We start from the raw sequence: 23,613 nt of genomic DNA, 5'->3' as shown, positions 1-23,613 counted from the left end.
CAAAATCGTTCCTGACGATTTTGTCGTCCCTTTTCTTTGGAAAGCGACCGTAGGAAGTGCCCGTGGTGCAAAGAAAAGGGTCTCGCCGAGGGGCGAAACCCTAACTTAAGTAATGTATTTGTTCTAAAGACTAGAGATAACACCAATAATTTAAGTCGGTAACAAAAACTATCAAATTAATCTACTGTCCCGCGCTTTCCAGTGCAGAATTAACAAAATAGAGGATGGTGAAAATAAACACAATAACGAAGACGATGCCGCCGATAATGAAGTGTATTGCACTGCCTTTTTCGAAGTCTTTTTGGCGTTGTGCTTCGGTCTGGACGCCGAACATGGCGCCAACCACACTTTTCACAGTCGACCAGAAGCCGGTGCCTTCTTGGTTTGGCTCTTGCTCTGTGTCGTTATTGTTGTTGCTGGTATTTTTTGAAAGGTTGTTTTGAGTATGGGAGTGTTGCTCGCTCATTCGTCACCGCCAAACAGTTCTAGAATATCGATAAAATGCAGACTTGGCATTGTATGAGATTCTGTTAGCCAAGAAAACCAGCTAACTGACTGTTCGGATTTTTTTTCGTCTTTTTTGGTGTTTTGTTGAGGAGCTGGCTGAACTAATTCAGGCTCAAGCTGTGTGAGTACATGAAGCTGGGTGTCGTCTGTTGGAGAGTATTGAATATCTGAGCACAGTTGAGCATTAGCAAATGCCTGACCGGACAAGAAAGAACCTGCCACGAAGACTGATACAGCTATGTATTTTTTTACAGCATTAGTCATTTTCATCATTGCTCCTCATACTATCCATCAGGGGTGAACACGCTTTCCATAGGGCTAGTTTACCTGTTAAGGCAAACGAATCTCCCTAATATACGTGAACATTTGGTTACATTTCAAGAAGATGATAAGTGTTTTGTGTCAATTTTATGTAAATGTTGCTGTTTTTTCTCGATTGAATCGATTAATTCAAAGACTTGTGCCACATTGAGCCTGGGATCGACCAAGCTGGTATAGGCTTTATCCAGTTCTTGCTCAGTAACGCCATAGCTGCCGCCCACGCACTCCATCACTGCCTCTGCGGTCATTTCCAAGTGTACTCCGCCAAGATGATTGCCGTGGGTTGCATGAATCTCAAAAGCCTGTTGCAGCTCGCTTTGGATATGTAGGAAATCACGGGTTTTGATGCCATGGGCGCTGACGCGAGTATTGCCATGCATCGGATCGCAGCTCCACAGTACTTTCAGTTCGGCCTCTTGAACCGCTTTAATCATATCCGGTAATACTTGAGCGATTGACTGATGACCAAACCGTTGAATCAGAGTTAGACGACCTGCTTCATTGTTGGGGTTGAGTACTTTACAGAGCTGTACCAGAGTTTCTGGCGATAAGTCTTTCCCAACTTTGATAGCGATCGGATTGGCAATGCCACGCAGGTATTCGATGTGGGCGCTGTCCTGGATGGTGGTGCGCATGCCAACCCATGGATAATGGGTTGATAGGTTGTACCATTGACCGTTATTGGCTTTGCGGGTCAGCGCTTCTTCGTAGTGCAGGTGCAGCGCTTCATGACTGGTAAAGAACTCAAGCCAGTGGCGACTGTTATGCTGTGGGCCAGTGGCCTGGTGAAACAGACGCATGGCTTCTCGGAACTGATCGAGACTCTGATGCAGCTTGGCGTTGGTTTTCAAGGTCAAAAGGTTTTGCGATTCCTGCTCAAGCTGGAACAGGTCGCTGATATCACCCTCAAGCAAAGAGCGAATATAATTGAGCGTTAATGAGGCATAGCTGTAGCCCTGTAACATGCGCGCCGGGTCTGGCATACGCGATGACTCACTGAAATGCACATGGTTAACCAGATCGCCGCGATAACTGGGCAATGTGGTTTGATCTTGAGTTTCGGTAAGCTCAGAACGGGGTTTGGCATATTGACCAGCGATGCGGCCAATTCGAACAACAGGTTTTTTTGTCTGCTGACTGACCAGCAAACTTAAGCTCATTAACAGGCGAACTTTTTGTGAAATGGCTTCTGCATTGCAGTCCGAAAAGGACTCAGCGCAATCGCCACCTTGCAGAATAAAGGCTTTACCGGCCTGAGCATCGGCAATATGGCTTTTTAAGCTATCCACTTCACTGGCTGATACCAAAGGTGGTAACTGACGCAGTTTATCAATAACCTGCGCCAAGGATTCAGTATCACCATATTTTATTTGCTGACTGACCGGTTTGCGCTTCCAGCTATCGGGCGCCCATTCATCAGCGGATCTGTTGTTCATGATTAATATCAGAAATCTACTTCAATAAAACTATTCTATCTCATAAGATAGGCGCTGGCGAATAGAAGCGTAATCTAGGACAAAAAGTAAAGAATGCAATGATATACGACATGGTTTATCGCAAAGATCATCGATCATGCGCAATCAGTTAGAAGATTAAAATTAAGAATTAGAAAAGTTGAGATAACGCTAATCGAGGCAAAGTCCGACGAAATTGCGGAGCTGATGTAACATCATCAGTGGGTATATCGAGGAAGGGTGCAACCGGCACATCAATAAGAAAACGGACTGAACAATTGTCTGACAAGGCAAGTCAGAATTACAAATTAACTAAGGTGACATTGGTAGAAAAGTTGAGATAACGTTAATCAAGGCAAAACCCGACGAAATAGCGGAGCTGATGTAGGATCATCAGTGAGCATATTGAGGAGGATTTAACGAAGAGTAGCGGAAATATCAGCTTTTCGGGAATATTTGATATGGGAAAAGTAAAAACAATATATGTCTGCCAAGAATGCGGCAGCGAAACCCCGCAATGGGCAGGGCAATGTGGCGCATGCAAAGCATGGAACTCGCTGGTTGAGCAGGTAGATGCTAAAAAAGCAGCCAGCTCTAAAACGTCGCGCTTCACAGGTTATTCAGGGCAGGCGACCAAAGTGGTCAAGATGGACAAGGTGGATTTGTCTGAGTTGCCACGCATGTCATCAGGCCTGTCTGAGCTAGATCGCGTTCTAGGTGGTGGTCTGGTACCGGGCTCGGTGGTCTTGATGGGCGGTGATCCGGGCATTGGTAAGTCAACCATTCTGCTGCAAAGTCTGTGCAAAATCAGCGAAACCGACTCGGTATTATATGTAACTGGTGAGGAGTCATTGCAGCAGGTGACCATGCGTGCACAACGTCTAGGATTAGCCACTGGTGATTTTTCGTTACTGACTGAAACTCAGGTTGAGCAAATTACTTCACAGGCTTTAATACAGCAACCTAAAGTGATGGTGGTGGATTCGATTCAAACCATTTATACCGAAATGTTGCAGTCTGCACCGGGTGGTGTGGCGCAGGTACGTGAAAGCGCCGCTCAGCTGGTCCGTTTTGCCAAGCAGACGGGTATTACTCTGTTAGTTGTTGGCCATGTTACTAAAGATGGCGCTCTGGCAGGACCGCGTGTATTGGAACACATGGTTGATGCAGTTCTCTACTTTGAAGGCGAACGAGACGGACGCTTACGTCTGTTACGCGCTGTTAAAAATCGTTTTGGTGCAGTCAATGAACTGGGCGTCTTCGCCATGACGGATGAAGGCTTGAAGCAGGTGAAAAATCCGTCGGCAATTTTCTTATCAAAGTATCAGGATCCGGTGGCAGGAAGTGCTGTGATGGCGACCTGGGAAGGTACGCGCCCTATGCTGGTTGAGATTCAGGCCTTGGTGGATACCTCGCATGCACCACAGCCACGTCGCATAGCAGTTGGCCTTGACCATCAGCGGATAGCGATGTTGCTCGCAGTACTCAATCGTCATGCAGGCATTGCGACTTATGATCAGGATGTGTTTGCCAATGTAGTCGGTGGTGTCAGAGTGATGGAAACCAGTTCAGATCTGGCTTTAGTGGCCTCGATTATTTCCAGTCTACGCAACCGCCCTTTGGAGGCGCACACTGTGATTTTTGGTGAAATAGGGCTGGCAGGAGAAATTAGACCGGTGCCTAATGGGCAGGAACGCTTGAAAGAAGCAGCTAAGCATGGCTTTAAGCGTGCCATAGTACCGGAGGGTAATAAGCCACCCAAACCAATGGAAGGCTTAGAAGTGATTGGGGTCAGCCGAATGGATCAGTTCATCCAGCTCATCTAGTTATGATGCTGCTATAGTAAAGCTGTTAATTTTGTGCACCGAAATCTTCGGCTAACTTGAGCCAGAACATGCCTCGCAGCTCGCCTTCTTTAAAGCCGGTGGCTTGATCATTCGGGTATTTGTCATTGATAGCAGTTTGTACTTCAGGTGCAATATTTTCACCGTGACAAGCAAGACAAACTGGCTGGGTATAAATCGGTTCAACGTATAACCAGTCACCGCTTGGTAGTTGCGTAATTTGTCCGCTGGTCTCTTTTCCCAGGCGTTCCATCTCAAGATAATAATCTAGTGGAGCCTGTAATAAATCAGTTGGTTCATTCTCTGGGTTGCGCGAACGGTGGCTGGTGCGACCGACCTCAACACCTTCAGGAACTTTTGCAGTAATTCCGGGGGCTTTCAAATTACAGTAATCAATAGCCTCGACAACTCCCTGTTGCATCCCACTCATAAGCGTCTCTTTAAATTGCATTTTAATAGGCTTAAGAGTGTCTTCCGCCAGTTGCGCTTTTTCTTCCCACAATTTAGTTTGTGCTTGCTGATATTGTTGCCAGCCATAGTAACCAACGCCAGCAATGGCCAGCAAAATGAGGAGAATAATCAATACTTTTTTCATGGCGTTTCCTTTACCGTTTCAGATAACGCTTTATACTACCTCTTCTTAATTTCATGTAAAGATCAACTTGCTCTAGTATCAGCGAAACTAAATATATTATGACCAATGTCAATTTACGCCAGTTTAAACCTGAAAAATTGTATCCACCTCGTGGTTTTCTTAAGCCAGAGATAAAACAACCACAATATTTAGAAATTGGTGCAGGGCGAGGGAAACATGCACTAATGTTTGCCCAGGACAATCCGGATAAACATCTGATTGCCATCGAACGAACCAGAAATAAATATAGTGACTTTGCTGATAAGGCTAAACAGTTATCACTGGATAATTTATTGCCTGTACATGCCGATGCCATTCCCTGGACTGTGCATGCCTTGCAACCGAAAAGTCTTGCCGGAGTCTTTATTCTTTACCCAAACCCAGAGCCCAAGAATGCAAGTCAGCGTTGGCTCAATATGCCGTTTTTTGAGTTTTTACTGTCCCGTATGCAAGATAATGCGAAGCTGGTTCTAGCTACCAATATCGAATCTTATATTGAAGAAGCAGCACAGCAAGCGAAAGATTTATGGCAGTTAACACCGGAAGTTACTGAAGTGGACAAAGGCTCAGAGAGAACCCATTTTGAAGTGAAGTATTTAGCGAGAGGGGAAATTTGCTGGCAACTGGATTTGGCAAAACCGAAAGGGTATGAGACTCGATTTGATGGGTGGTTTGCAGATTAGATTACTGCTCACTGTCTTTATTGTCTTTTTCTTCTAACTTTGTTTCCCAAAGAGCTTTCGATTCGCGATGAATCTCATCGGGATCATCATTATGCATACTGATGATGGTTCTGAGCTGCAACATGCTATCAATGTCAATTTCTAAGGTTTTCAAACCGTATTGTTGATCTTCATGATGAACAATTTCTGCTTTCAAATGAATGGCTGGTGAGAACTCATCGATAATAATTTGAACATCTACAGGTTGCGACTTATCTAGTTTTGATTTTGAGTCTATAAGAACACCATTGAGTGACAGCTCAATAACCGAGCCGACAGATTTGTGTTCCCCCTGTTCAATTAATACTTTGGCATTGTATTCAATGCGCGAGAAATTTCGTCGTTCCTGTTCTGACACTAATCAATCCCAAATCAGTATTTTATAATGAATCTAAAGTAGCAGATGGTTTTTGGCTTGTCTAAAGGAATTTTGAGGGAGACTGGATAATCAAATTCAGGAATAATTTGGTTTACTTGTGGTGGGCCAAGGCCCACCCTACACAAAGTTGGACATTGATTTCAGGTAGGGTGGCCTTGGCCCACCGAAATAAAGACTATAACTAGTGCTGGGTTACGAGGCCGTAGCCTCTAACCCAGCCTATAGATATAAGCTAATACTTACTTTGAGATCTTACGGTATTTAATGCGATGCGGTTGATCGGCTTCTGCGCCAAGGCGGCGTTTACGATCGGCTTCGTATTCTTGATAGTTACCTTCGAACCAGACGGTTTCACTGTCGCCTTCAAAAGCCAGGATATGGGTGGCAACACGGTCGAGGAACCAACGATCGTGCGAGATAACTACCGCGCAGCCTGGGAAGGCTAGTAATGCATCTTCCAATGCACGCAAGGTTTCTACGTCGAGGTCGTTGGTTGGCTCATCCAGTAACAATACGTTGCCGCCACTTTTCAGTAGCTTGGCGAGGTGAACACGGTTACGCTCACCACCTGATAGCTGACCGATGCGTTTCTGTTGGTCGGTACCTTTGAAATTAAAACGACCAACATAAGCGCGCGAAGGCGTAGTGTAGTTACCAACGGTAATCAAATCCAAGCCGTCGGAAATTTCTTCCCATACGGTTTTGCTGTCGTCTAATGAGTCACGGCTTTGGTCAACATAGGACAGTTCGACGGTTTCACCAACCTTCAGCTCGCCTGAATCTGGCGTTTCTTCGCCGGTAATCAGCTTAAACATGGTGGATTTACCAGCACCATTAGGACCAATCACACCAACAATGCCACCTTGCGGTAGGTTAAAGTTGAGATCGTTATAAAGCAATTTGTCGCCATAAGCTTTAGTTAAACCGTTAGCGGTTATAACCTGAGTACCAAGGCGTGGGCCCGGTGGGATATACAATTCTTTGGTTTCGTTACGTTGCTGGAATTCTTTGCTCGAGAGTTCTTCAAAGCGCGCCATACGTGCTTTTGATTTCGCCTGACGACCTTTAGTATTCGAGCGAACCCATTCCAACTCTTCTTTCATGGTTTTCTGGCGAGACTGTTCTTGTTTTTCTTCAATCTCTAATCGCGCAGACTTTTGCTCCAGCCATGACGAATAGTTGCCTTCCCATGGAATACCATGACCGCGATCCAGCTCCAGAATCCAACCTGCAGCGTTATCAAGGAAATAACGGTCGTGGGTAATGGCTACCACGGTACCTTTATAATCAACCAGGAAGCGCTCAAGCCAGGCTACTGACTCAGCATCCAGGTGGTTCGTTGGCTCATCCAGCAATAGCATATCAGGATGCTCAAGAAGCAAACGACACATGGCGACACGACGACGCTCACCACCGGACAAGTTTTTCACTGCTGCATCCCAGGGCGGTAGACGAAGTGCTTCAGCGGCTCGCTCTAAAGTGTTGTCGAGGTTATGGCCGTCGGCTGCCTGAATAATCGCTTCCAATTCACCCTGACGCTTTGCTAAGGCATCAAAGTCAGCATCGGCGTCGGCATAGGCCGCATAGACCTGATCCAGTTCTGCCAAGGCTTCTTTAACATGTGTTACCGACTCTTCAACAATTTCCAGAACCGTCTTGCTGTCGTCAAGTTGCGGTTCCTGTGGCAGGTAGCCGATTTTAATGCCGGATTGTGGACGTGCTTCACCTTCAATATCGGTGTCGACACCAGCCATGATTCGTAATAAAGTCGATTTACCCGAGCCGTTAAGACCTAGAACACCAATTTTGGCGCCAGGGAAGAATGATAGGGAAATATCTTTTAGAATAGTTTTATTCGGTGGGACAATTTTTCCCACGCGATTCATTGTATAAATATATTGAGCCATTAAATTTAGAAGGGTTGATCAAAGTTATGCGCATTTTACATTGCCTCACTGTACTAAGCCACCGCAGCAAGCTTGCAAAACCACTATCGCTCGCCTTTTTCACCGTCTTTTTAGCCAGTTGCACCGCCTTAACTCCAAAAGCACCGCCTTGCGTTGAATCCGATGTACTGTATCGACTGGCCGATATGCGCCAAATTAATCAGCCAGCCTTTAGCAAAGCGCTGGCGTGCGACAATCTTGAGACTGTGGAACTGGCGTTAATCAGCTTGGGGCGGATCGGTGATGAACAGGCCAGCGACTTGATTCTGCCATTGCTTGAGCACTCTAAGGCCGAGGTGCGTGAAACAACGGCTTTTGCTTTAGGCATCAGTCTGCACAAGCCCGCAACCGCCAACTTAATCGAGCGACTGCAACAGGAAAAGAACGGTAAAGTTCGTGCCGCCATGGTGCTGGCGATTGGTAATTTGGGTGGTGAAAATTCAGTGTCCACCTTGGCACGCCTGATTGAGCAGACTGAAGATGCTCAAGTTGCCAATGCCGCCATGCAAGGCTTGGCTATCATGTCAGTGTTCCATCGTCATTTACTAACTGGTGATACTGAAATTGAAGTAGCACGAGTCATAGACCGATTGCGTGACAAAGATACGGCGTTAAAGGCTAGTTTTTTACTGGCGAGAGTGCCATTGCTAAGAGATCCCCATGTTCCGGACGTCATAAGCATAGTGCGCGATAAGAGTGAGTCACTGGATAGCGCGACACAGGCTTTTATCATTCGTGCCTTATCGAGACTGGGACACAAAGACATCACGCCTCTGCTATTGGAAAAAATCGCTAGTAACGATAACGCTATTCAGCTTGCCGCTGCTCAGTCTTTAGGAATTAGAACATTAACCAGCACCGAACATATCCAACTGCTAAATGATTTAGCCTTGGTAGAAAATCCCACTTTACAGGTGACAGTACTGCAGTCTGGTAGACGCTGGATGACACCGCAAACTCTGAAAGCTCTCCGAGACAGTGAGAATACATGGGTGCAGTCGGAAGCTTTCTTGGCGACCAATGACAAAGCGCAACCCGAGGTACAGAAGCTGGTCAAAGCCTGGCTGGAATCAGATGACCCTAATCATCAACGTGCAGTGATTCAATACTTTGTTGAACTGAATATCCCACCTGTTTTAAAGCAATTGGCAGAAAGCGACAAAGACATTATTCGCATTGGTGCCCAGCGTGCCTTGAAAACCTATCAGGAGCCGAAAACCGAACCGATGGCGACGCCTACGGAGCTGCCAGGCTTACCAGTTAAGGTAAAACTTGAAACCACCAAAGGTGATATCGTTATCAGACTATTCGCTGATACTCCTTACACTTCGGCAAATTTTCTTCGCTTAGTAGAAAGTGGTTTCTATGAAAACACCTACTTCCATCGTGTGATTCCAAACTTTGTCGCGCAAGGTGGCAGTAAGTTGGGCGATGGATCGGGCAGCGTCGGTTACAGTATTCGTGAAGAGCTCAATCAGCGCTCGCATCGCAAAGGAACCATAGGTATGGCAACCGCAGGCAAGGACACTGGTGGTGCACAGTTCTTCTTTAACCTGGCACCGAATCTACACCTTGATAGCAACTATACTGTTTTTGGCGAAGTCATCGAAGGGATGGACATTGTGATGTCACTTGAGCAGAATGATCAAATCATCGCCGCACAAATTATCCAGTAATTAAATTAAAAGGGTTTACTTATGGAGTTATTTACAATCGAAAATCTATTAACACTGGGAATGCTGATTGTATTACAGGCAGTTCTTGGCTTCGACAATTTGCTCTACATCTCGCTGGAATCAAAACGTGCACCACTGGAAAAGCAGAAGCAGGTGCGTCGATTAGGTATTGGATTGGCGGTTGCTCTCAGAATCGTTTTACTGTTTGTTCTTATTGAACTCATCAAATATGTGCAGGGCGAAATGTTTACGATTCCCTGGACAGGCGTCATCGAAGCCACTTTTACCTTTGAAAGTATGATTATCTTACTCGGTGGTGTTTTTATCATGTATACCGCGGTTAAAGAAATCTGGCACATGATGGCGTTGGAAATTGGTGAAGCTCATGAGCGAAAGCCCCAGTCAGCGGCAAAAGTAATCACACTTATTGTTTTGATGAACCTGGTCTTTTCTTTCGATTCAATTTTAAGTGCCATGGCATTAACCGATAACTTCTGGATCATGGCCATTGCGATTATTATTAGTGGCGTCCTGATGATCTGGTTGGCTGACACCGTTTCAAGCTTCTTACAAAAGAACCGTATGTTTGAAGTGCTAGGGTTATTTATCCTGCTAGTAGTCGGCATCATGCTACTATCTGATGGCGGCCATAAATCACATCTATTGTTGTTCGGTTACCCGATTGAGCCAATGAATAAAGCGACCTTCTACTTTGTGATTGCCGTAATGGTTCTGAGTGATATTGTGCAGTCCAAATATCAAAAGAATTTAATGCGGAAAAAAGAAGCTGCCGCTCGTGCCAAATTAGAACAGGAAGCGCAGGAAGAAATACTGTAAAACAATATTCATTCATATATAGGCCCGCTTTGTGCGGGCTTTTTTGTGTACAAGTTCTAATTCCTATTAATAGTCATCATTCTGTCGCGATACAGTCATGAATTAGTCAATTGGCTGTCATAACTCCTTTGTAGTGTTGTTTCTTTTCAATAACACCTAACAAGAAAGGGGTAAACAATGAAACGACACAACACCATATTAGCGTTATTAATCGGCGCCAGTTTATCGGCAGCCAGTCATGCGGAACTGATAATTTCAGAATATGTGGAGGGCAGCAGTTATAACAAAGCGATTGAGCTGTTTAACTCAGGCTCTCAAAATATTGACCTGAGTGCCTATGAGTTGAAGTTCTACTTCAATGGTAATACTGCACCAGGGAAGACGATAGCGCTATCTGGTTCACTTATGGCTGGAGAAACTTATGTGGTAGCGCATAGCAGCTCAGATCCTGCGCTGGCTAACTTGGCTCAACTATTAAATGGCGGTAGCTGGTTTAACGGAGATGATGCGGTCACCGTAGAGATGTCAGGAACTGTGGTGGATTCGCTAGGTCAGATCGGAGTTGACCCAGGTAGCTACTGGGGAACCAGTTCTCTTAAAACGCAAGACATGTCATTACGTCGCAATAACTCAATGGCTGATGCAGATGCCTGGGATACTTTTGATCCTGCATCTAACTGGATTGGCTCTTCGGTTGATGATTTTTCTGATGTAGGCTTATTCTCGGATGGAGGTTCACAACCGGGCGGTATTGAGCTGGGTGCCTGTAACGACAGTGCTACTTTTATTCATACCATTCAGGGTAATGGAAACCAAAGCAACATGCAGAATAGCCTGGTAGTGGTGGAAGCCATTGTTGTGGGTGACTTTCAAAGCTCTGAGCAATTAAACGGATTCTTTATACAGGAAGAAAGCACAGACTATGATATGGATAGCAGTACTTCGGAAGGGCTATTCGTCTATGAAGGTAGCTTTGAAGTACCGCTGGCAATTGGTGATAAAGTCCGTGTGGCTGGAACGATACAGGAGTTTGGCGGTAAAACGCAGTTGACTAATATTACTGATTTATTGGTTTGCGATTCAGGTATCAATGTGCAACCTCAAATTGTGAGCCTGCCGGTTACTAATAATAACGACTGGGAATCCTACGAAGGGATGCTGGTGAGTTTTAATCATGAGTTAATCGTTACTGAAAATTATAATCTGGCGAGATACGGTGAGCTGGTTTTATCAGGAACAGAACGTCTCTATCAGCCCACACAGCTTTATCGCCCAGGAGTGCAGGCACAACAAGTTGGAATAGATAATGCCCTCAATAAAATTATTATGGATGATGGGCAGACAGGGCAAAATCCTGCACAGGTAGTCTATCCGACAGGTGGTTTATCAGCTGACAATACGGTTCGTTCCGGCGATAAGGTTAACAGTCTGGTAGGAATTCTGGATGAAGCTTTTGCAGCCTATCGTATACAGCCTACCCAAGCTCCGTCGTTTACGCATATCAATCAGCGAACCAGTCAGCCTCAATTATCCAGTTTAGGGAATCTTCGTCTGGCCAGCTTTAACGTACTCAATTATTTCAATGGCGATGGGCAGGGTAGTGGCTTTCCTACATCGCGTGGTGCGGATACGTTAAATGAGTTTAATCGTCAGCGTGACAAGATTATCAATGCCATTTTAGCCATGAATGCTGACATTATCGGCATCATGGAAATGGAAAATGATGGTTTCGGTTCAGACAGTGGGATTCAAGATCTTGTAAACGGATTAAACGCCAATTCAGGAGCGGGAGTGACTTACAGTTTTGTTGATCCTGGACTGAATCAAATTGGTACTGACGAAATTACAGTTGGTCTGATTTATAGAAACGAAACTGTTGAAGAAACAGGTCAGGCTGTTACAACCAGTACATACCCATTTGATGCTAAAAATAGACAGCCATTGGTTCAAACTTTCCGCCATCTTGCCAGTGGGGAAGAGCTGACTGTTTCTGTTAATCATTTTAAATCAAAAGGCAGTTGTCCGACTGACGGTAGCCTTGATGAAGACCAGGGTGATTGGCAGGGTTGCTGGAATGCGCGACGCACAGCAGCATCAGAGTATATGGCTCAGTGGCTTGCCACTAACCCGACGGGTGTAGCTGATAATGACATTGTAATAATGGGTGACTTAAATGCCTACGCAAAGGAAGACCCGGTTTATGAACTGGAGCAGTCAGGCTACGTTAATATCGCGCGTCAACTGAAAGGGAATAAAGCTTATTCATATGTCTACACGGGTTTGGCCGGTAGTCTCGATCATGTGATGGTCAGTTCCTCTTTGGCGAATAAAATAGTTGATGTAACTGACTGGCATATTAATGCAGATGAACCGCGTGCACTAGATTACAACGAAGAGTTTAAAACGCCGGAGCAAGTTAATAATTTTTATTCTCCGGCTGCCTACCGGGCATCGGATCATGATCCAATCGTGGTAGAAATTGATGCAGATTCGCAACAAAATCAACCGGGCCAGACAGTTGTTTATGAAAACCTTTCTGGTGCTCGCAGAAGCTGGACAGACTTTCCTGTTGCAATTCCTGCTAACACTGACTCATTACAAGTCACACTAACGGGTGGCTCTGGTGATGCAGACCTGTATGTTATGTTTAGCGCGTTGCCGGATAGAAGCAACTTTGACTGTCGATCTTATAGCAACAATAACGAGGAAGTCTGTATCATCACAAATCCGCAGGCAGGCGATTGGTATGTTAGTTTGTATGGATTTAAAGACTACTCAAATGCAACTCTAACCATCAGTATTCAGTAATAGTTTTGAATACTAGAAAGCCCGCTGATTAGCGGGCTTTTTTTACTTGAGAGCTATCAAATACTGTTATGGTTAAAGATCGACCTGTTATTTTTACAACTCCTGGACGGGAAGATTTATCAAACTCCCAGCTGAATCTACCAACACCTATACCGTAATCATCGAGCTGTTCTTTAATACTTTTATGTTTTTTTATGTAGTCCAACTTTGAATTAAACTTATCTATATCAGACTTGTATCCATACGAAGAAAGAGTAATTGTTCTTTTTTTATAAGTGTAATCATTTTGAAGTAGAGAAGAATGGGGAAACTCAAGCGCAATATCCCAAGGAATGCTATCACCATATTTTTCCGAAAACTGATTAATTATACTTTGATAGTCATAGCTTTTAGAAAATGGTATTGAAACCTCCCAGATAGGAATTTCAGCTTTGAGAAACTCCTTGTTCTGTTTTACTGGGTTATTCAGATAATAAAAAAGCATGTATCCTTTTGGAGCCGAAACTTCTGGAATAATACCATCATGGGAAGTAAAGAATCTGGAAAGTGCTTTTAGTAAAGTTTGGCTTGAACCTATCCCGCAGCCTTCGATAATGATTTTAGGGGCTTGTGAGTAGACCGTTTGCTTGATCAGGGGGCTTCTATCATCAAGGAACTGCAACAGAGTTGAACTTGTGGTTTTGTGACTAGAATGTTCTGTAATCGGAATGCTGAGACCTGACCAATGGGATGCATGTGAAACCAGTACAATTGAATGAACCTTTCTCTTTTGATTATTTACAACCTCCACAACTTGTTGTAAAGAGTCAACATTACGAATAATGATTAAATTGGGATTTGTAGTTTGCCTAGAACGATAGTAATTAAATGCAGATTGATAAAACCCTTGATTTATTGAACTCTCACTTTTGAAGATAAAAACGAGCTGTAGCCTTTCAGCTCCTTTACTGAAAGCTGAAAGGCTGGTTGTGACTAGTAATATAAGTAGAGAAAATACTAGTTGATATTGTAGAAGCTTTCGCATGTGCTCGTGGCATCTTTTACTAATTTATAGTGACGTACTTTTCCATTAAAGTTAATCACTATATTCTTGAGTTGTTTTAATATATCAAAAAGCTTTGGATATTGATTTTTGATACAGGAGAGATTATCAGGATTTAATTCCATGATTTTTTCGATTGATGCTTTTTCGATCCCTTGTTCAGTCCAAACGTTTCCATGCAGAGAAAAAGTACGTGAATGTATTACTATTGTATCTACCTCAACTCTACTTATCGGAAGCTCAACCTCCGACTCATCGAAGCCAAGTCCTATAGATGGCTCTTGAGCTGGAAGGTTCTCAGAAACCTTCTCAAGTTCACCATTTGGATTTCTGATAACTTCGTCAACTGCAACAAAAGAAGTATAAGCTGTAAGCAAATTGTACTTTAGACCTAAAGCAATAATGGATTCTCTAAGCTCATCAGTGGTTCCAGTCACTTCGTCGTAATCTGACAAGGTTTTCAGTCGCTCTCTTGCCCAGAGGTATTTGATAGCTTTGTTGTTTTCATTTGGAATTTTGTCAGCAGAGATGGTTTTAGAGTATCCACTATTGTAAGTTACCCCATCGATTATCACTGGCTCTGACAAATCGCCTTTCCATTTCCCAAGGATAACCAGTGGCCTTTGAGTAAATATATCAGGATAAGTATCATTGATGAGGTCGTATACTTCCATGCTCCCAAAGTCGACTTCAATATTGGATAATAGTGGTTGGCTAATATAATCCACAAAAAGGGTGACCATGCTATTAATGTCTTTGTCGGAACTAATCAGAATTGGATCCGTTTGACCAATTCTAGCCAATCCTTCAATTAAGTATTCATTTGAGCCATACCCTTTTTGATCAAAAACACCAAAAGAAAAAAGATTTGCTTGTCCAAGATTGCTTCTAACAAGATCAAAAGCTTCCTTTTCAACATCTACTAAACCATCTGTCATGACGACAATTGATCGGTTAAAACCTTCTGGTTTTTCTGCACTCAACGCTTTATCTAATGCCGGCAAAATTTCTGTCCCACCATAACCTCCGGCCTGTTCAATAAAGGAAAATGCCTGATCTAAAGTACTATCATTGACCGGTAACGATTGATCCGCTAGCGATGCAGTTCCTCCTGCAAATTGGTATATATTGAATCTGTCTTGTGGTTTAAGTTCATATAGTAGTTCAGCCATCATTTTCTTGCAGGTTTCTGTTGGCATTCCACCCATTGAACCTGAAACATCAACAATAAAAATATATTCTCTTGGGAAGGTGTCTTCTACTCTAGGTTGTTTGGGTGGTTGTGTCATGAGCATGAAGTATTTTTCTTTACCATCATCATATACCTGCAGGCCACTATTGAAGGAATCGCTTCTCAAACTGTAGTCTAAAATAAAAGGTTGCTTAGAATCGGTAAATGATGAAGTAACAGTTGTGCTATAAAAGCTGTTTTTTATTGTAGAGTCATGATGTTGTGTTGACACATTGCTTACGGGAAGAGCTGAATAGATATCAACAGTTATAGAGTTTTCGAAGTCTTTAGGGATTGCTGTAGTACTGGCATCACCATATTTCGGCCCTATCGAAACTGGTAACTGAAATCTATAATTACCGTTTTGGGTCACCAATTGTTCAACATAGTTCAGCTCGACCTGTATCTCATCCCCTGGAAGGATATTGGCAACGTTCATAGTAAAAACATTTGGCCCCTCTTGGACCAGCAACGACGCACTCTTACCTTCACTCTTAGCAGCTTCATAAGTCTGTCTAGCTTGAGCTTTTTCCTGTATTTTGGCTTTAGTTATTCTGCCATTAACATTAAGGGTAAGCCCGTATACAGCAGCAGATGGAGACGCTGGGAAAACGTAAACTGCTTCGATGGGGGTATTCCCCTCATTTTTATAGAATTGAGTAATGGATACGTCAGCAATTATGCCGACAATTTCAGCATTAACTTCTGTCTTATATAGATAGAGCTTTTGATGTTCTGCTTGAACTCTCATGTAGGGAGATTCTACATATTGATGTTCAAAAATACTGGCTAGTGCTGATTGTGAAGATAATAAAAGTATGAAAACAGCTAGAACTATTCTTATCATTCTTATTCCCCTAATGTTTATATTATTGTGAGCCTTAGTTATAACTTATAACTAAGGCTCAATCTAGAGGGGGTATTACTTCAACATCGGTTTCAGGTATTTTCCGGTATAAGACTGCTTGATTTTGGCTACATCTTCTGGTGTTCCTGTAGCAATTATCTGTCCACCTTTGCTGCCACCTTCGGGGCCAAGATCGACAATCCAGTCGGCGGTTTTGATGACGTCGAGGTTGTGTTCGATAACTACTACTGTGTTGCCGTGATCGCGCAGGCGATGCAGGACTTTCAGCAGTTGGTTAACGTCGTGGAAGTGAAGTCCTGTGGTTGGTTCGTCCAGGATGTAGAGTGTTTGTCCGGTGTCGCGTTTGGATAGTTCGCGCGATAGCTTCACACGCTGTGCTTCACCCCCCGAAAGAGTGGTTGCCGCTTGACCGAGTGTGATGTAAGAAAGGCCAACGTCCATCAGAGTTTGCAGCTTGCGGGCAACTGCTGGAATCGGATCAAAGAACTCACGCGCATCTTCTACTGTTAAATCCAACACCTGATGAATGTTTTTTCCTTTGTATAAAATTTCCAACGTTTCGCGGTTGTAGCGTTTGCCTTTACACACATCACAGGCTACATAGACATCCGGCAAGAAGTGCATTTCTACTTTGATCACGCCATCGCCCTGACAGGCTTCGCAACGTCCACCTTTGACATTAAAACTAAAACGCCCAGGCTTATAACCGCGAGTGCGCGACTCTTGGGTTCCTGCAAACAGTTCACGAATTGGTGTGAAAATACCGGTGTAGGTTGCCGGGTTTGAGCGCGGTGTACGCCCAATGGGGCTTTGGTCAATATCGACGACTTTATCGATATGCTCTAAACCTTCAATTGATTGATAAGGTTTGGGTTGCAAGCTGGAGCGATTGATATCGCGGGCAACGATGGGATACAGCGTATCGTTGATCAGGGTTGATTTCCCTGAGCCTGAAACACCGGTTACACAAGTCAAAAGCCCAATCGGAATTTCTAGATTGACTTCATCAAGGTTGTTGCCTGTTGCGCCGAGCACTTGAATGGTTTTCTTGGCATCATAGGGTGTGCGATTTTCGGGTACTTCAATTTTCAGTTTGCCGGTCAGGTATTGAGCGGTCAGCGAGTTTTTGGCTTTTTTAATATCAGCGAATGTTCCCTGTGCAACGATTTCACCACCGTGCACGCCTGCACCAGGCCCAATATCAACGATAAAGTCAGCGGCACGAATAGCATCCTCATCATGCTCAACAACGATCACAGTGTTACCTAAATCGCGTAGATGCGTCAGAGTTTGCAGCAGGCGATCATTGTCGCGTTGGTGTAAACCAATCGAAGGTTCATCCAGAATGTACATCACGCCGACCAGGCCTGCGCCGATCTGGCTGGCCAGACGAATACGTTGTGCTTCACCGCCCGACAATGTATCTGCGCTTCGCTCCAGGGTCAGATAGTCTAGCCCGACATTAACCAGAAAGCTTAAGCGCTGGCTAATTTCTTTCAGAACTTTTGAGGCAATCTCACCACGTTGGCCAGGCAAATCTAAAGTACTGAAATAGTCATGGGCCTGTTCGATTGACCAATGAGTCACTTGCGGTAAAGAAGTGCCATCGATAAATACATTGCGCGAATCTTCATTAAGACGGGTGCCACCGCAGGAACTACAAGACTGAGTGGTCATGTATTTTTGTAGTTCTTCGCGCACCGCGCCCGATTCGGTTTCGTGATAGCGGCGCTGCATGTTAGGAATAATGCCTTCGAAGCGATGCTTGCGCTGGTATTTGTCGCCGCGATCATTACTGTATTCAAAGTCAATCTGCGTTTTGCCACTGCCGTATAACACCACATCCTGAATCTTTTTGGTCAAGCTGCTCCATGGCGCTTCAACATCAAATTTGTAATGCTTGGCCAATGATTGAAGCATGTGGAAATAATACACATTACGGCGATCCCAGCCGCGCACCGCGCCACCAGCTAACGAGACATCTTCATTGGTAATGATTTTCTCAGGGTCGAAGAATTGATCGATGCCGAGGCCATCACAAGTCGGGCAGGCTCCTGCCGGATTGTTGAAAGAGAAAATACGCGGTTCCAGCTCAGGGATTGAATGACCACAAGTTGGGCAGGCGTACTTGGCCGAAAAGACCATGTCTTCCAGACCAGTACCTTCATCCATTGATGCCACGCGAGCTATACCATCGGACAGCTCTAGCGCTGTTTCAAATGACTCAGCCAGCCGCTGCTGCATATCCGTTTTCACTTTAAAGCGGTCGACGATGACTTCGATGGTGTGCTTTTTATGCAGCTCCATGGCAGGTGCCGCAGACAAGTCATGCACCTCGCCGTTGATACGGGCACGAACAAAACCTTTCGCCTGTAGTTCCTGCAATAATTGAATATGCTCGCCTTTGCGGTTCTTAATCACCGGCGCTAACAGCATTAACTTGGTGCCTTCCGGCTGGTCCAACACATGATCCACCATCTGACTCACGGTTTGTGCTTCGAGTGGCAAATGGTGAGCGGGACAATGTGGCGTGCCGACACGTGCAAATAGCAGACGCAGGTAGTCATAAATTTCGGTAATGGTACCCACAGTGGAGCGCGGGTTATGCGATGTGGATTTTTGCTCAATGGAAATTGCTGGCGACAAACCTTCGATATGTTCTACATCGGGTTTTTCCATGAGCGACAGAAACTGACGTGCGTAAGCGGATAATGATTCCACATAGCGACGCTGACCCTCAGCGTATAATGTATCGAACGCTAGAGAAGATTTGCCAGAGCCGGACAAACCGGTAATCACGATTAGCTTGTCGCGAGGTAGGATGAGGTCAATGTTTTTCAGGTTGTGGGTCTTGGCACCGCGGATGTCAATGTTGTCCATCAGTTTCCTATTTCGTTTGTGTGAGCTAACAGAAGTAGCGCTGTATTATGCATGTATCTTGTGAATTTAATGCCAATATCGTTATCGCTAGAAGCCGATTGAGTGCTTAGCCAAAAGCTATCAGGCGCTACTTCAAAATAAATTTGGGTTTTGCGGTTTAAAATGAGAAAATCGCAGCCGTTAACTATAACGTGAATCGCCTTAAACAGAAAAGGTTTGTTAGGGCTTCTGGTCAATTACGCTGATTAAATAATAAACGAAAAGCCCTAAGCCATTGGATTGTGTATGAAATCGTCTTCACTGACCACACTAGAAAAAAAATCCGCTATTTCGCTAGCCAGTATCTTTGCCTTACGTATGTTTGGCCTTTTCATGTTATTGCCGGTTATTCGAGTGCTCGGCGAAGGCCTCGAAGGCGCCACCTTACCTTTATTGGGCCTGGCAATTGGTATTTACGGTCTGTCGCAAGCCATCCTGCAACTTCCACTTGGACTGCTTTCCGATAAGATTGGCCGCAAGCCGGTGATTTACGCTGGCTTGATGGTGTTTATTGCGGGTAGCCTGGTGGCCGCTAATTCTGAAACCGTGTGGGGATTGATTTTTGGTCGTGCATTACAGGGCGCAGGTGCGATTGCCAGTGCAGTCATGGCACTGGCCGCGGATTTAAGCCGTCCGCATCAGCGCTCCAAAGTCATGGCCATGATTGGCGGCAGTATTGGTTTAGCTTTTGCCTTGTCGCTGGTGCTTGGGCCATTGTTGTCTAATTGGCTCAGTCTGCAAGGCTTGTTCTATGTGATTGCAATTCTGGCCTTTGCCGCGTTACTGGTTGCTGTATTTGTAGTACCTAGTGTGCCTGCCATCGACATGCTGAAAATTGATTTGAGCTTTGCTGAACGCTGGCGTTACGTCACCGCAAAAGGACGCATTTTTGTGTTGGCGATATCGGTATTTGTCATTCATTGGGCGTTGGTGGCCGTATTCCTAGTGGTTCCAGACAAAATGATTGCCAGTGGTTTCGAGCTGTCGCAGCATTCCTGGATCTATCTGGTGGTGTTGGCGCTATCGATTGCTATCATGCTGCCGATGATGCTTAAAGCGGAAAAGAAGGGCTGGCATCGTCAGGTGATGCAGGCTGCTTTCTTATTGTTGGCGCTATCATTATTAACATTGCTGACCAGCTGGCAGAGTCTGTGGTTCTGGCTGGTGGTTCTGACCTTATTTTTCGCTGGCTTTAATTTATTGGAAGCCAAGCTGCCTTCTACGGTTTCCAACCTATTTGGTGCCCAATATCGTGGTACTGCGCTAGGTATTTTTTCGACCAGTCAATTTTTAGGTGCTTTCCTCGGTGGCAGCGTAACTGGTTATTTGCTGCCCACGCTCGGTTTTACTGGTGTCATCTGGTTGAATATTGGCTTGATGGTTATCGCAGGGGGGGCGCTCAGTTGGCTGGGTAAGTTACCCGAAGTGAAGCGCTGGGTGTTGGAACTGAATGAGGGTGATACGGCCAAAGCTGTGCAGGAATCCGCATTAAAGCTGGCCGGAGTCATCGAAGCCATTGCGGACGACCATAAAGGCAAGGTATATTTGCGAGTGGACGACTCGACCATCGAGCGTGAAGAATTAGAAAAGTTAGGCCGAATTCAAGCCTAATATATTGATAATTAAAGATTTTAGTAGATTAAAAGACAAAGACAGGAGTAATCAATGGCCAGTCGCGGCATTAACAAAGTCATTTTAGTAGGAAATTTAGGGAAGGATCCGGAAATTCGTTACACACCAGACGGTAGAGCGATTGCCAACCTTACGTTAGCTACTTCTGAGACCTGGAAAGACAAAAACACCGGTCAGCAACAGGAAAAAACCGAATGGCATCGAATTGTCATTTTCGGCAAATTAGCTGAGATTGCTGGTGAGTACCTGAAAAAAGGCTCACAAGTTTACTTTGAAGGTAAGCTGCAGACCCGTAAATGGACCGATCAATCAGGTCAGGACAAATATACCACTGAAGTTGTGATTGATATCAATGGTCAAATGCAAATGCTTGGCGGCCGTAGCGGCGGCGAAGCTTCTTTCGGCGGCAACAATAATCAAAATAACCAAAAACAGAATCAAAACCCACAGCCAGCTCCGGCCATGGATGATGATTTTGATGACGACATTCCGTTCTAGTCAGAAAGTGGTTTTCGTTAATAATCTAAAGCTTAAACAAAGGAGACATTGATGAGCTATCAACAAACAGAAGAACAAGTTGTTGTTCGTGGTGGATTAGGTGATCGCGCGAAATTTATAACCAAAACTTATAACCATTTATTGGGCGCGATTTTTGCGTTTGTGTTGATCAGCGTGGGTCTATACGAGTCGGGCACTTCAGCAGAAATTTATAACTTTTTTAGAGGATTAGGAACATTTGGCCTAATTTCGATGGTTATATTATTTGTTGGAACTGGCTGGGTGGCTTCTCGCTTTGCACATACCGTTGAATCAAAAGCTGTTCAATATATAAATCTCGTAATTTTCACAACTCTTTATGCTGTATTTTTCTCTCCGTTGTTGTTAGTGGCAGCAGTTAAAGCACCTGGCGTTATTCAAAGCGCTGCAGTAGTAACTTTAGTTGGTACTGCCATCCTGACTGCTATCGTTTTTTATACCCGCAAAGATTTTTCTTTCTTACGTGGGATTGTGATGTGGGGGTTTGGATTAGGTTTGTTAGCCATTATGGGCGGCCTTACTTTTGGTTTCCATTTAGGAACCTGGTTTAGCGTAGCCATGATTGGTATTTCTGGTGCTGCTATTTTATATGATACTTCGAATATCCTGCATCATTATCCAGAAGACCGTTATGTAGGTGCAGCGATTTCTTTATTCTCAAGTATCGCCATGATGTTTATTTATGTTTTAAGGTTGTTCTTGGCATCAGAAGAATAGTCTTAACGAAAGATTAAAAAAGCGGCTTCGGCCGCTTTTTTTGTGGGCTGCAAATGATGATATTCGTTTCACTCATCACCAGCCTACGAATAGTACCTGCTTTATTTTGTAGTGATATAGGATGGGTTAGCATTTATGCGTAACCCATCTAATTGACGAGTGATGGGTTACGGCTGTTGCCTAACCCATCCTATAAATAGTACCTTTATTTTGTAGGGGCGAGCTACGCTCGCCCTTTAATTTTATTAATCCTCGCCTTTGCCTTCTTTATTCAACTCGGTTTCTTCAATAACCAGCTGTTCTTTAAGCGACTCAATCTTTTCTTTAGTTTTCTGTTGCTTGGCTTTGATTTTATCTTTTTGATCGGAATCCGTAGAGTCTTTGATTGTTTTAGACATTTCTTCAACGGTTTCCTGTAGCTTTTCAATCTGCTGACGGGTCTGATCCACTTGCTCGGCTTTATTGGCTTTATCAAAAATGACTGATTCAGGTTCGTGGCTCTTAGGCTTTTTAATGTTACCTGATTTATCCACTAACACTTCAGGGATGAATATCTTGCTATCCACCATCCGCTGATTTCTAAAGGATGGCGATACGATTTCAACACTAGCCCGGTGCAGGCTATCAAGGACACAGGCGTTTAGTTTAGAGCGACTTGAGAGCAAAGTATTAATATCGGTTGCTAAGCCATGGACTTTATACACTATGGCATGGTCGAGGAGTTTTTCGATATAGACGAATGGTTTTTCAAGCTCTGCTTTTTCAGCTGCTTCAATCAGTAAAGGCTCGATAACTTTATGGTCAACGTCGTAACCGAGCGAAATTTCAGTAGAAATGATAGTGCCATCGCTATGCATAACGGTGACCGGGTTAGTCGCTAGAAACAAGTTGGGCAGTGTTATTAAATCACGTTCTCGATCCTGTAATTCAGTATGCAATAGTCCACGCCCTGACACTCGGCCAAACATCCCTTTTACTTCTATGAAATCGCCTAGCCTGAAGTTACGAACCGAGCGAAGCCAGATGCCAGCCATGATATTGCCAAGGAAGGTTGCCGAGCTTAATGCAATAGAAGCAGATAGCACGATACCAATAAGGCCTATGATTTGATTTTTTAAGGTATCTTTTATAGGTAGAACTAATATAAAGATAATGATCAATAACAACATAAAAACAATATTGGTTAATTGTTTTTGTAACACCACATTAGTATTTTTGTTTTTACTTAGAGCAAAAAACTTTTGTAAAAGTTGATAGGCAAAGAAACCGATAACGAGGGTTGCAATTGGCCAGAACAGGCTGGTCCAATCAAAGCCGAGAAAATCTGACATGGTATTCGCTCCTTGGTATTTGTTCCTATCATAATTGTTTACAGGAGTGATGCAAGGAGTGTTGCGCTTGATGATTTAACTTAGATTATCGTGTCGTAGGGACAACTCATGAGTACCCCATGGGGCAGGCTCTTGTCCGTACAAAAGAAAGTTATTTATGTAGGTTGGTGATGAGCGCAGTGAATCCCAACAAAAAGTGGTATTTAAA

Annotated in this window: 18 protein-coding genes; 8 read left to right on the top strand and 10 right to left on the bottom strand. The window is 44.2% G+C overall.

Annotated features, from left to right (window positions below; genetic code table 11):
- Positions 1-181: 181 nt before the first annotated feature.
- The 3 genes from ACYTXU_RS09610 to ACYTXU_RS09600 all read right to left on the bottom strand — a co-directional run bounded on the left by ACYTXU_RS09610 (position 182) and on the right by ACYTXU_RS09600 (position 2,264).
- Positions 182-466: a DUF2970 domain-containing protein gene (locus ACYTXU_RS09610; protein WP_462206496.1), complete on the bottom strand. Its 285-nt coding sequence runs from the start codon at positions 464-466 to the stop codon at positions 182-184.
- The gene (locus ACYTXU_RS09605) at positions 463-780 is read right to left on the bottom strand and encodes a hypothetical protein (RefSeq protein WP_462206495.1); all 318 of its coding nucleotides are present in this window, start codon (positions 778-780) and stop codon (positions 463-465) included. Before ACYTXU_RS09605 ends, ACYTXU_RS09610 begins: the two co-directional genes overlap by 4 nt.
- Positions 781-884: 104 nt before the next feature.
- The gene (locus tag ACYTXU_RS09600) at positions 885-2,264 is read right to left on the bottom strand and encodes a 3-deoxy-7-phosphoheptulonate synthase (RefSeq protein ID WP_462206493.1); all 1,380 of its coding nucleotides are present in this window, start codon (positions 2,262-2,264) and stop codon (positions 885-887) included.
- A 479-nt stretch (positions 2,265-2,743) separates the two neighbouring features.
- Here ACYTXU_RS09600 and radA point away from each other — a divergent pair, with 479 nt between their 5' ends.
- Positions 2,744-4,108, top strand: a complete 1,365-nt coding sequence (gene radA / locus ACYTXU_RS09595; protein ID WP_462206491.1) for a DNA repair protein RadA — start codon at positions 2,744-2,746, stop codon at positions 4,106-4,108.
- 25 nt (positions 4,109-4,133) lie between these two features.
- Here the strand turns inward: radA and ACYTXU_RS09590 are convergent, their stop codons facing one another.
- A complete protein-coding gene (locus ACYTXU_RS09590) occupies positions 4,134-4,721 on the bottom strand; it encodes a Tll0287-like domain-containing protein (protein WP_462206490.1) in 588 nt (195 codons plus the stop codon).
- Between the two features lie 98 nt (positions 4,722-4,819).
- Between ACYTXU_RS09590 and ACYTXU_RS09585 the strand changes: the two genes are divergently transcribed.
- The gene (locus tag ACYTXU_RS09585) at positions 4,820-5,443 is read left to right on the top strand and encodes a class I SAM-dependent methyltransferase (protein ID WP_462206488.1); all 624 of its coding nucleotides are present in this window, start codon (positions 4,820-4,822) and stop codon (positions 5,441-5,443) included.
- A 1-nt stretch (position 5,444) separates the two neighbouring features.
- Here the strand turns inward: ACYTXU_RS09585 and ACYTXU_RS09580 are convergent, their stop codons facing one another.
- Both ACYTXU_RS09580 and ettA read right to left on the bottom strand, forming a co-directional pair.
- Positions 5,445-5,840 (bottom strand): PilZ domain-containing protein, encoded by a 396-nt coding sequence (locus ACYTXU_RS09580; protein ID WP_462206486.1) that lies wholly within the window; start codon positions 5,838-5,840, stop codon positions 5,445-5,447.
- Positions 5,841-6,100: 260 nt separating this feature from the next.
- Positions 6,101-7,768, bottom strand: coding sequence for an energy-dependent translational throttle protein EttA (gene ettA, locus ACYTXU_RS09575; protein WP_462206485.1), 1,668 nt, complete (start codon positions 7,766-7,768; stop codon positions 6,101-6,103).
- Between the two features lie 26 nt (positions 7,769-7,794).
- Between ettA and ACYTXU_RS09570 the strand changes: the two genes are divergently transcribed.
- From ACYTXU_RS09570 to ACYTXU_RS09560, 3 genes are all read left to right on the top strand, one after another.
- Positions 7,795-9,483: a peptidylprolyl isomerase gene (locus ACYTXU_RS09570; RefSeq protein WP_462206484.1), complete on the top strand. Its 1,689-nt coding sequence runs from the start codon at positions 7,795-7,797 to the stop codon at positions 9,481-9,483.
- A 21-nt stretch (positions 9,484-9,504) separates the two neighbouring features.
- Positions 9,505-10,320, top strand: a complete 816-nt coding sequence (locus ACYTXU_RS09565) for a TerC family protein (RefSeq protein WP_462206483.1) — start codon at positions 9,505-9,507, stop codon at positions 10,318-10,320.
- A 177-nt stretch (positions 10,321-10,497) separates the two neighbouring features.
- Positions 10,498-13,128 carry an ExeM/NucH family extracellular endonuclease gene (locus ACYTXU_RS09560; RefSeq protein ID WP_462206481.1) on the top strand — a complete coding sequence of 877 codons (2,631 nt, stop codon included), beginning with the start codon at positions 10,498-10,500 and terminating at the stop codon, positions 13,126-13,128.
- A 28-nt stretch (positions 13,129-13,156) separates the two neighbouring features.
- Here the strand turns inward: ACYTXU_RS09560 and ACYTXU_RS09555 are convergent, their stop codons facing one another.
- The 3 genes from ACYTXU_RS09555 to uvrA all read right to left on the bottom strand — a co-directional run bounded on the left by ACYTXU_RS09555 (position 13,157) and on the right by uvrA (position 19,149).
- Positions 13,157-14,152, bottom strand: a complete 996-nt coding sequence (locus tag ACYTXU_RS09555) for a hypothetical protein (RefSeq protein ID WP_462206480.1) — start codon at positions 14,150-14,152, stop codon at positions 13,157-13,159.
- Positions 14,125-16,248, bottom strand: coding sequence for a VIT domain-containing protein (locus tag ACYTXU_RS09550; protein ID WP_462206479.1), 2,124 nt, complete (start codon positions 16,246-16,248; stop codon positions 14,125-14,127). The genes ACYTXU_RS09555 and ACYTXU_RS09550 overlap by 28 nt, the downstream gene beginning before the upstream one ends.
- Positions 16,249-16,323: 75 nt before the next feature.
- Positions 16,324-19,149, bottom strand: a complete 2,826-nt coding sequence (gene uvrA, locus ACYTXU_RS09545) for an excinuclease ABC subunit UvrA (RefSeq protein WP_462206478.1) — start codon at positions 19,147-19,149, stop codon at positions 16,324-16,326.
- Between the two features lie 285 nt (positions 19,150-19,434).
- On the opposite strand from uvrA, the gene ACYTXU_RS09540 reads away from it, so the two are divergent.
- From ACYTXU_RS09540 to ACYTXU_RS09530, 3 genes are read left to right on the top strand one after another with little or no spacing between them, the layout of a single operon-like run.
- Positions 19,435-20,799, top strand: a complete 1,365-nt coding sequence (locus tag ACYTXU_RS09540) for an MFS transporter (RefSeq protein ID WP_462206477.1) — start codon at positions 19,435-19,437, stop codon at positions 20,797-20,799.
- A gap of 54 nt (positions 20,800-20,853) precedes the next feature.
- Positions 20,854-21,318, top strand: coding sequence for a single-stranded DNA-binding protein (gene ssb, locus ACYTXU_RS09535; RefSeq protein ID WP_331890666.1), 465 nt, complete (start codon positions 20,854-20,856; stop codon positions 21,316-21,318).
- Positions 21,319-21,369: 51 nt separating this feature from the next.
- Positions 21,370-22,074, top strand: a complete 705-nt coding sequence (locus ACYTXU_RS09530; RefSeq protein ID WP_462206476.1) for a Bax inhibitor-1/YccA family protein — start codon at positions 21,370-21,372, stop codon at positions 22,072-22,074.
- 245 nt (positions 22,075-22,319) lie between these two features.
- Here ACYTXU_RS09530 and ACYTXU_RS09525 read toward each other — a convergent pair whose 3' ends face one another.
- Entirely contained in the window at positions 22,320-23,405 is a 1,086-nt protein-coding gene (locus ACYTXU_RS09525; protein WP_462206475.1) for a mechanosensitive ion channel domain-containing protein, read from the bottom strand.
- Between the last annotated feature and the right edge of the window lie 208 nt (positions 23,406-23,613).

The sequence above is a fragment of the Kangiella sp. M94 genome (assembly GCF_054926195.1).
The sequence above is the reverse complement of the archived record's forward strand: the minus strand, read 5'-3'. Positions and strand labels throughout refer to the sequence as shown.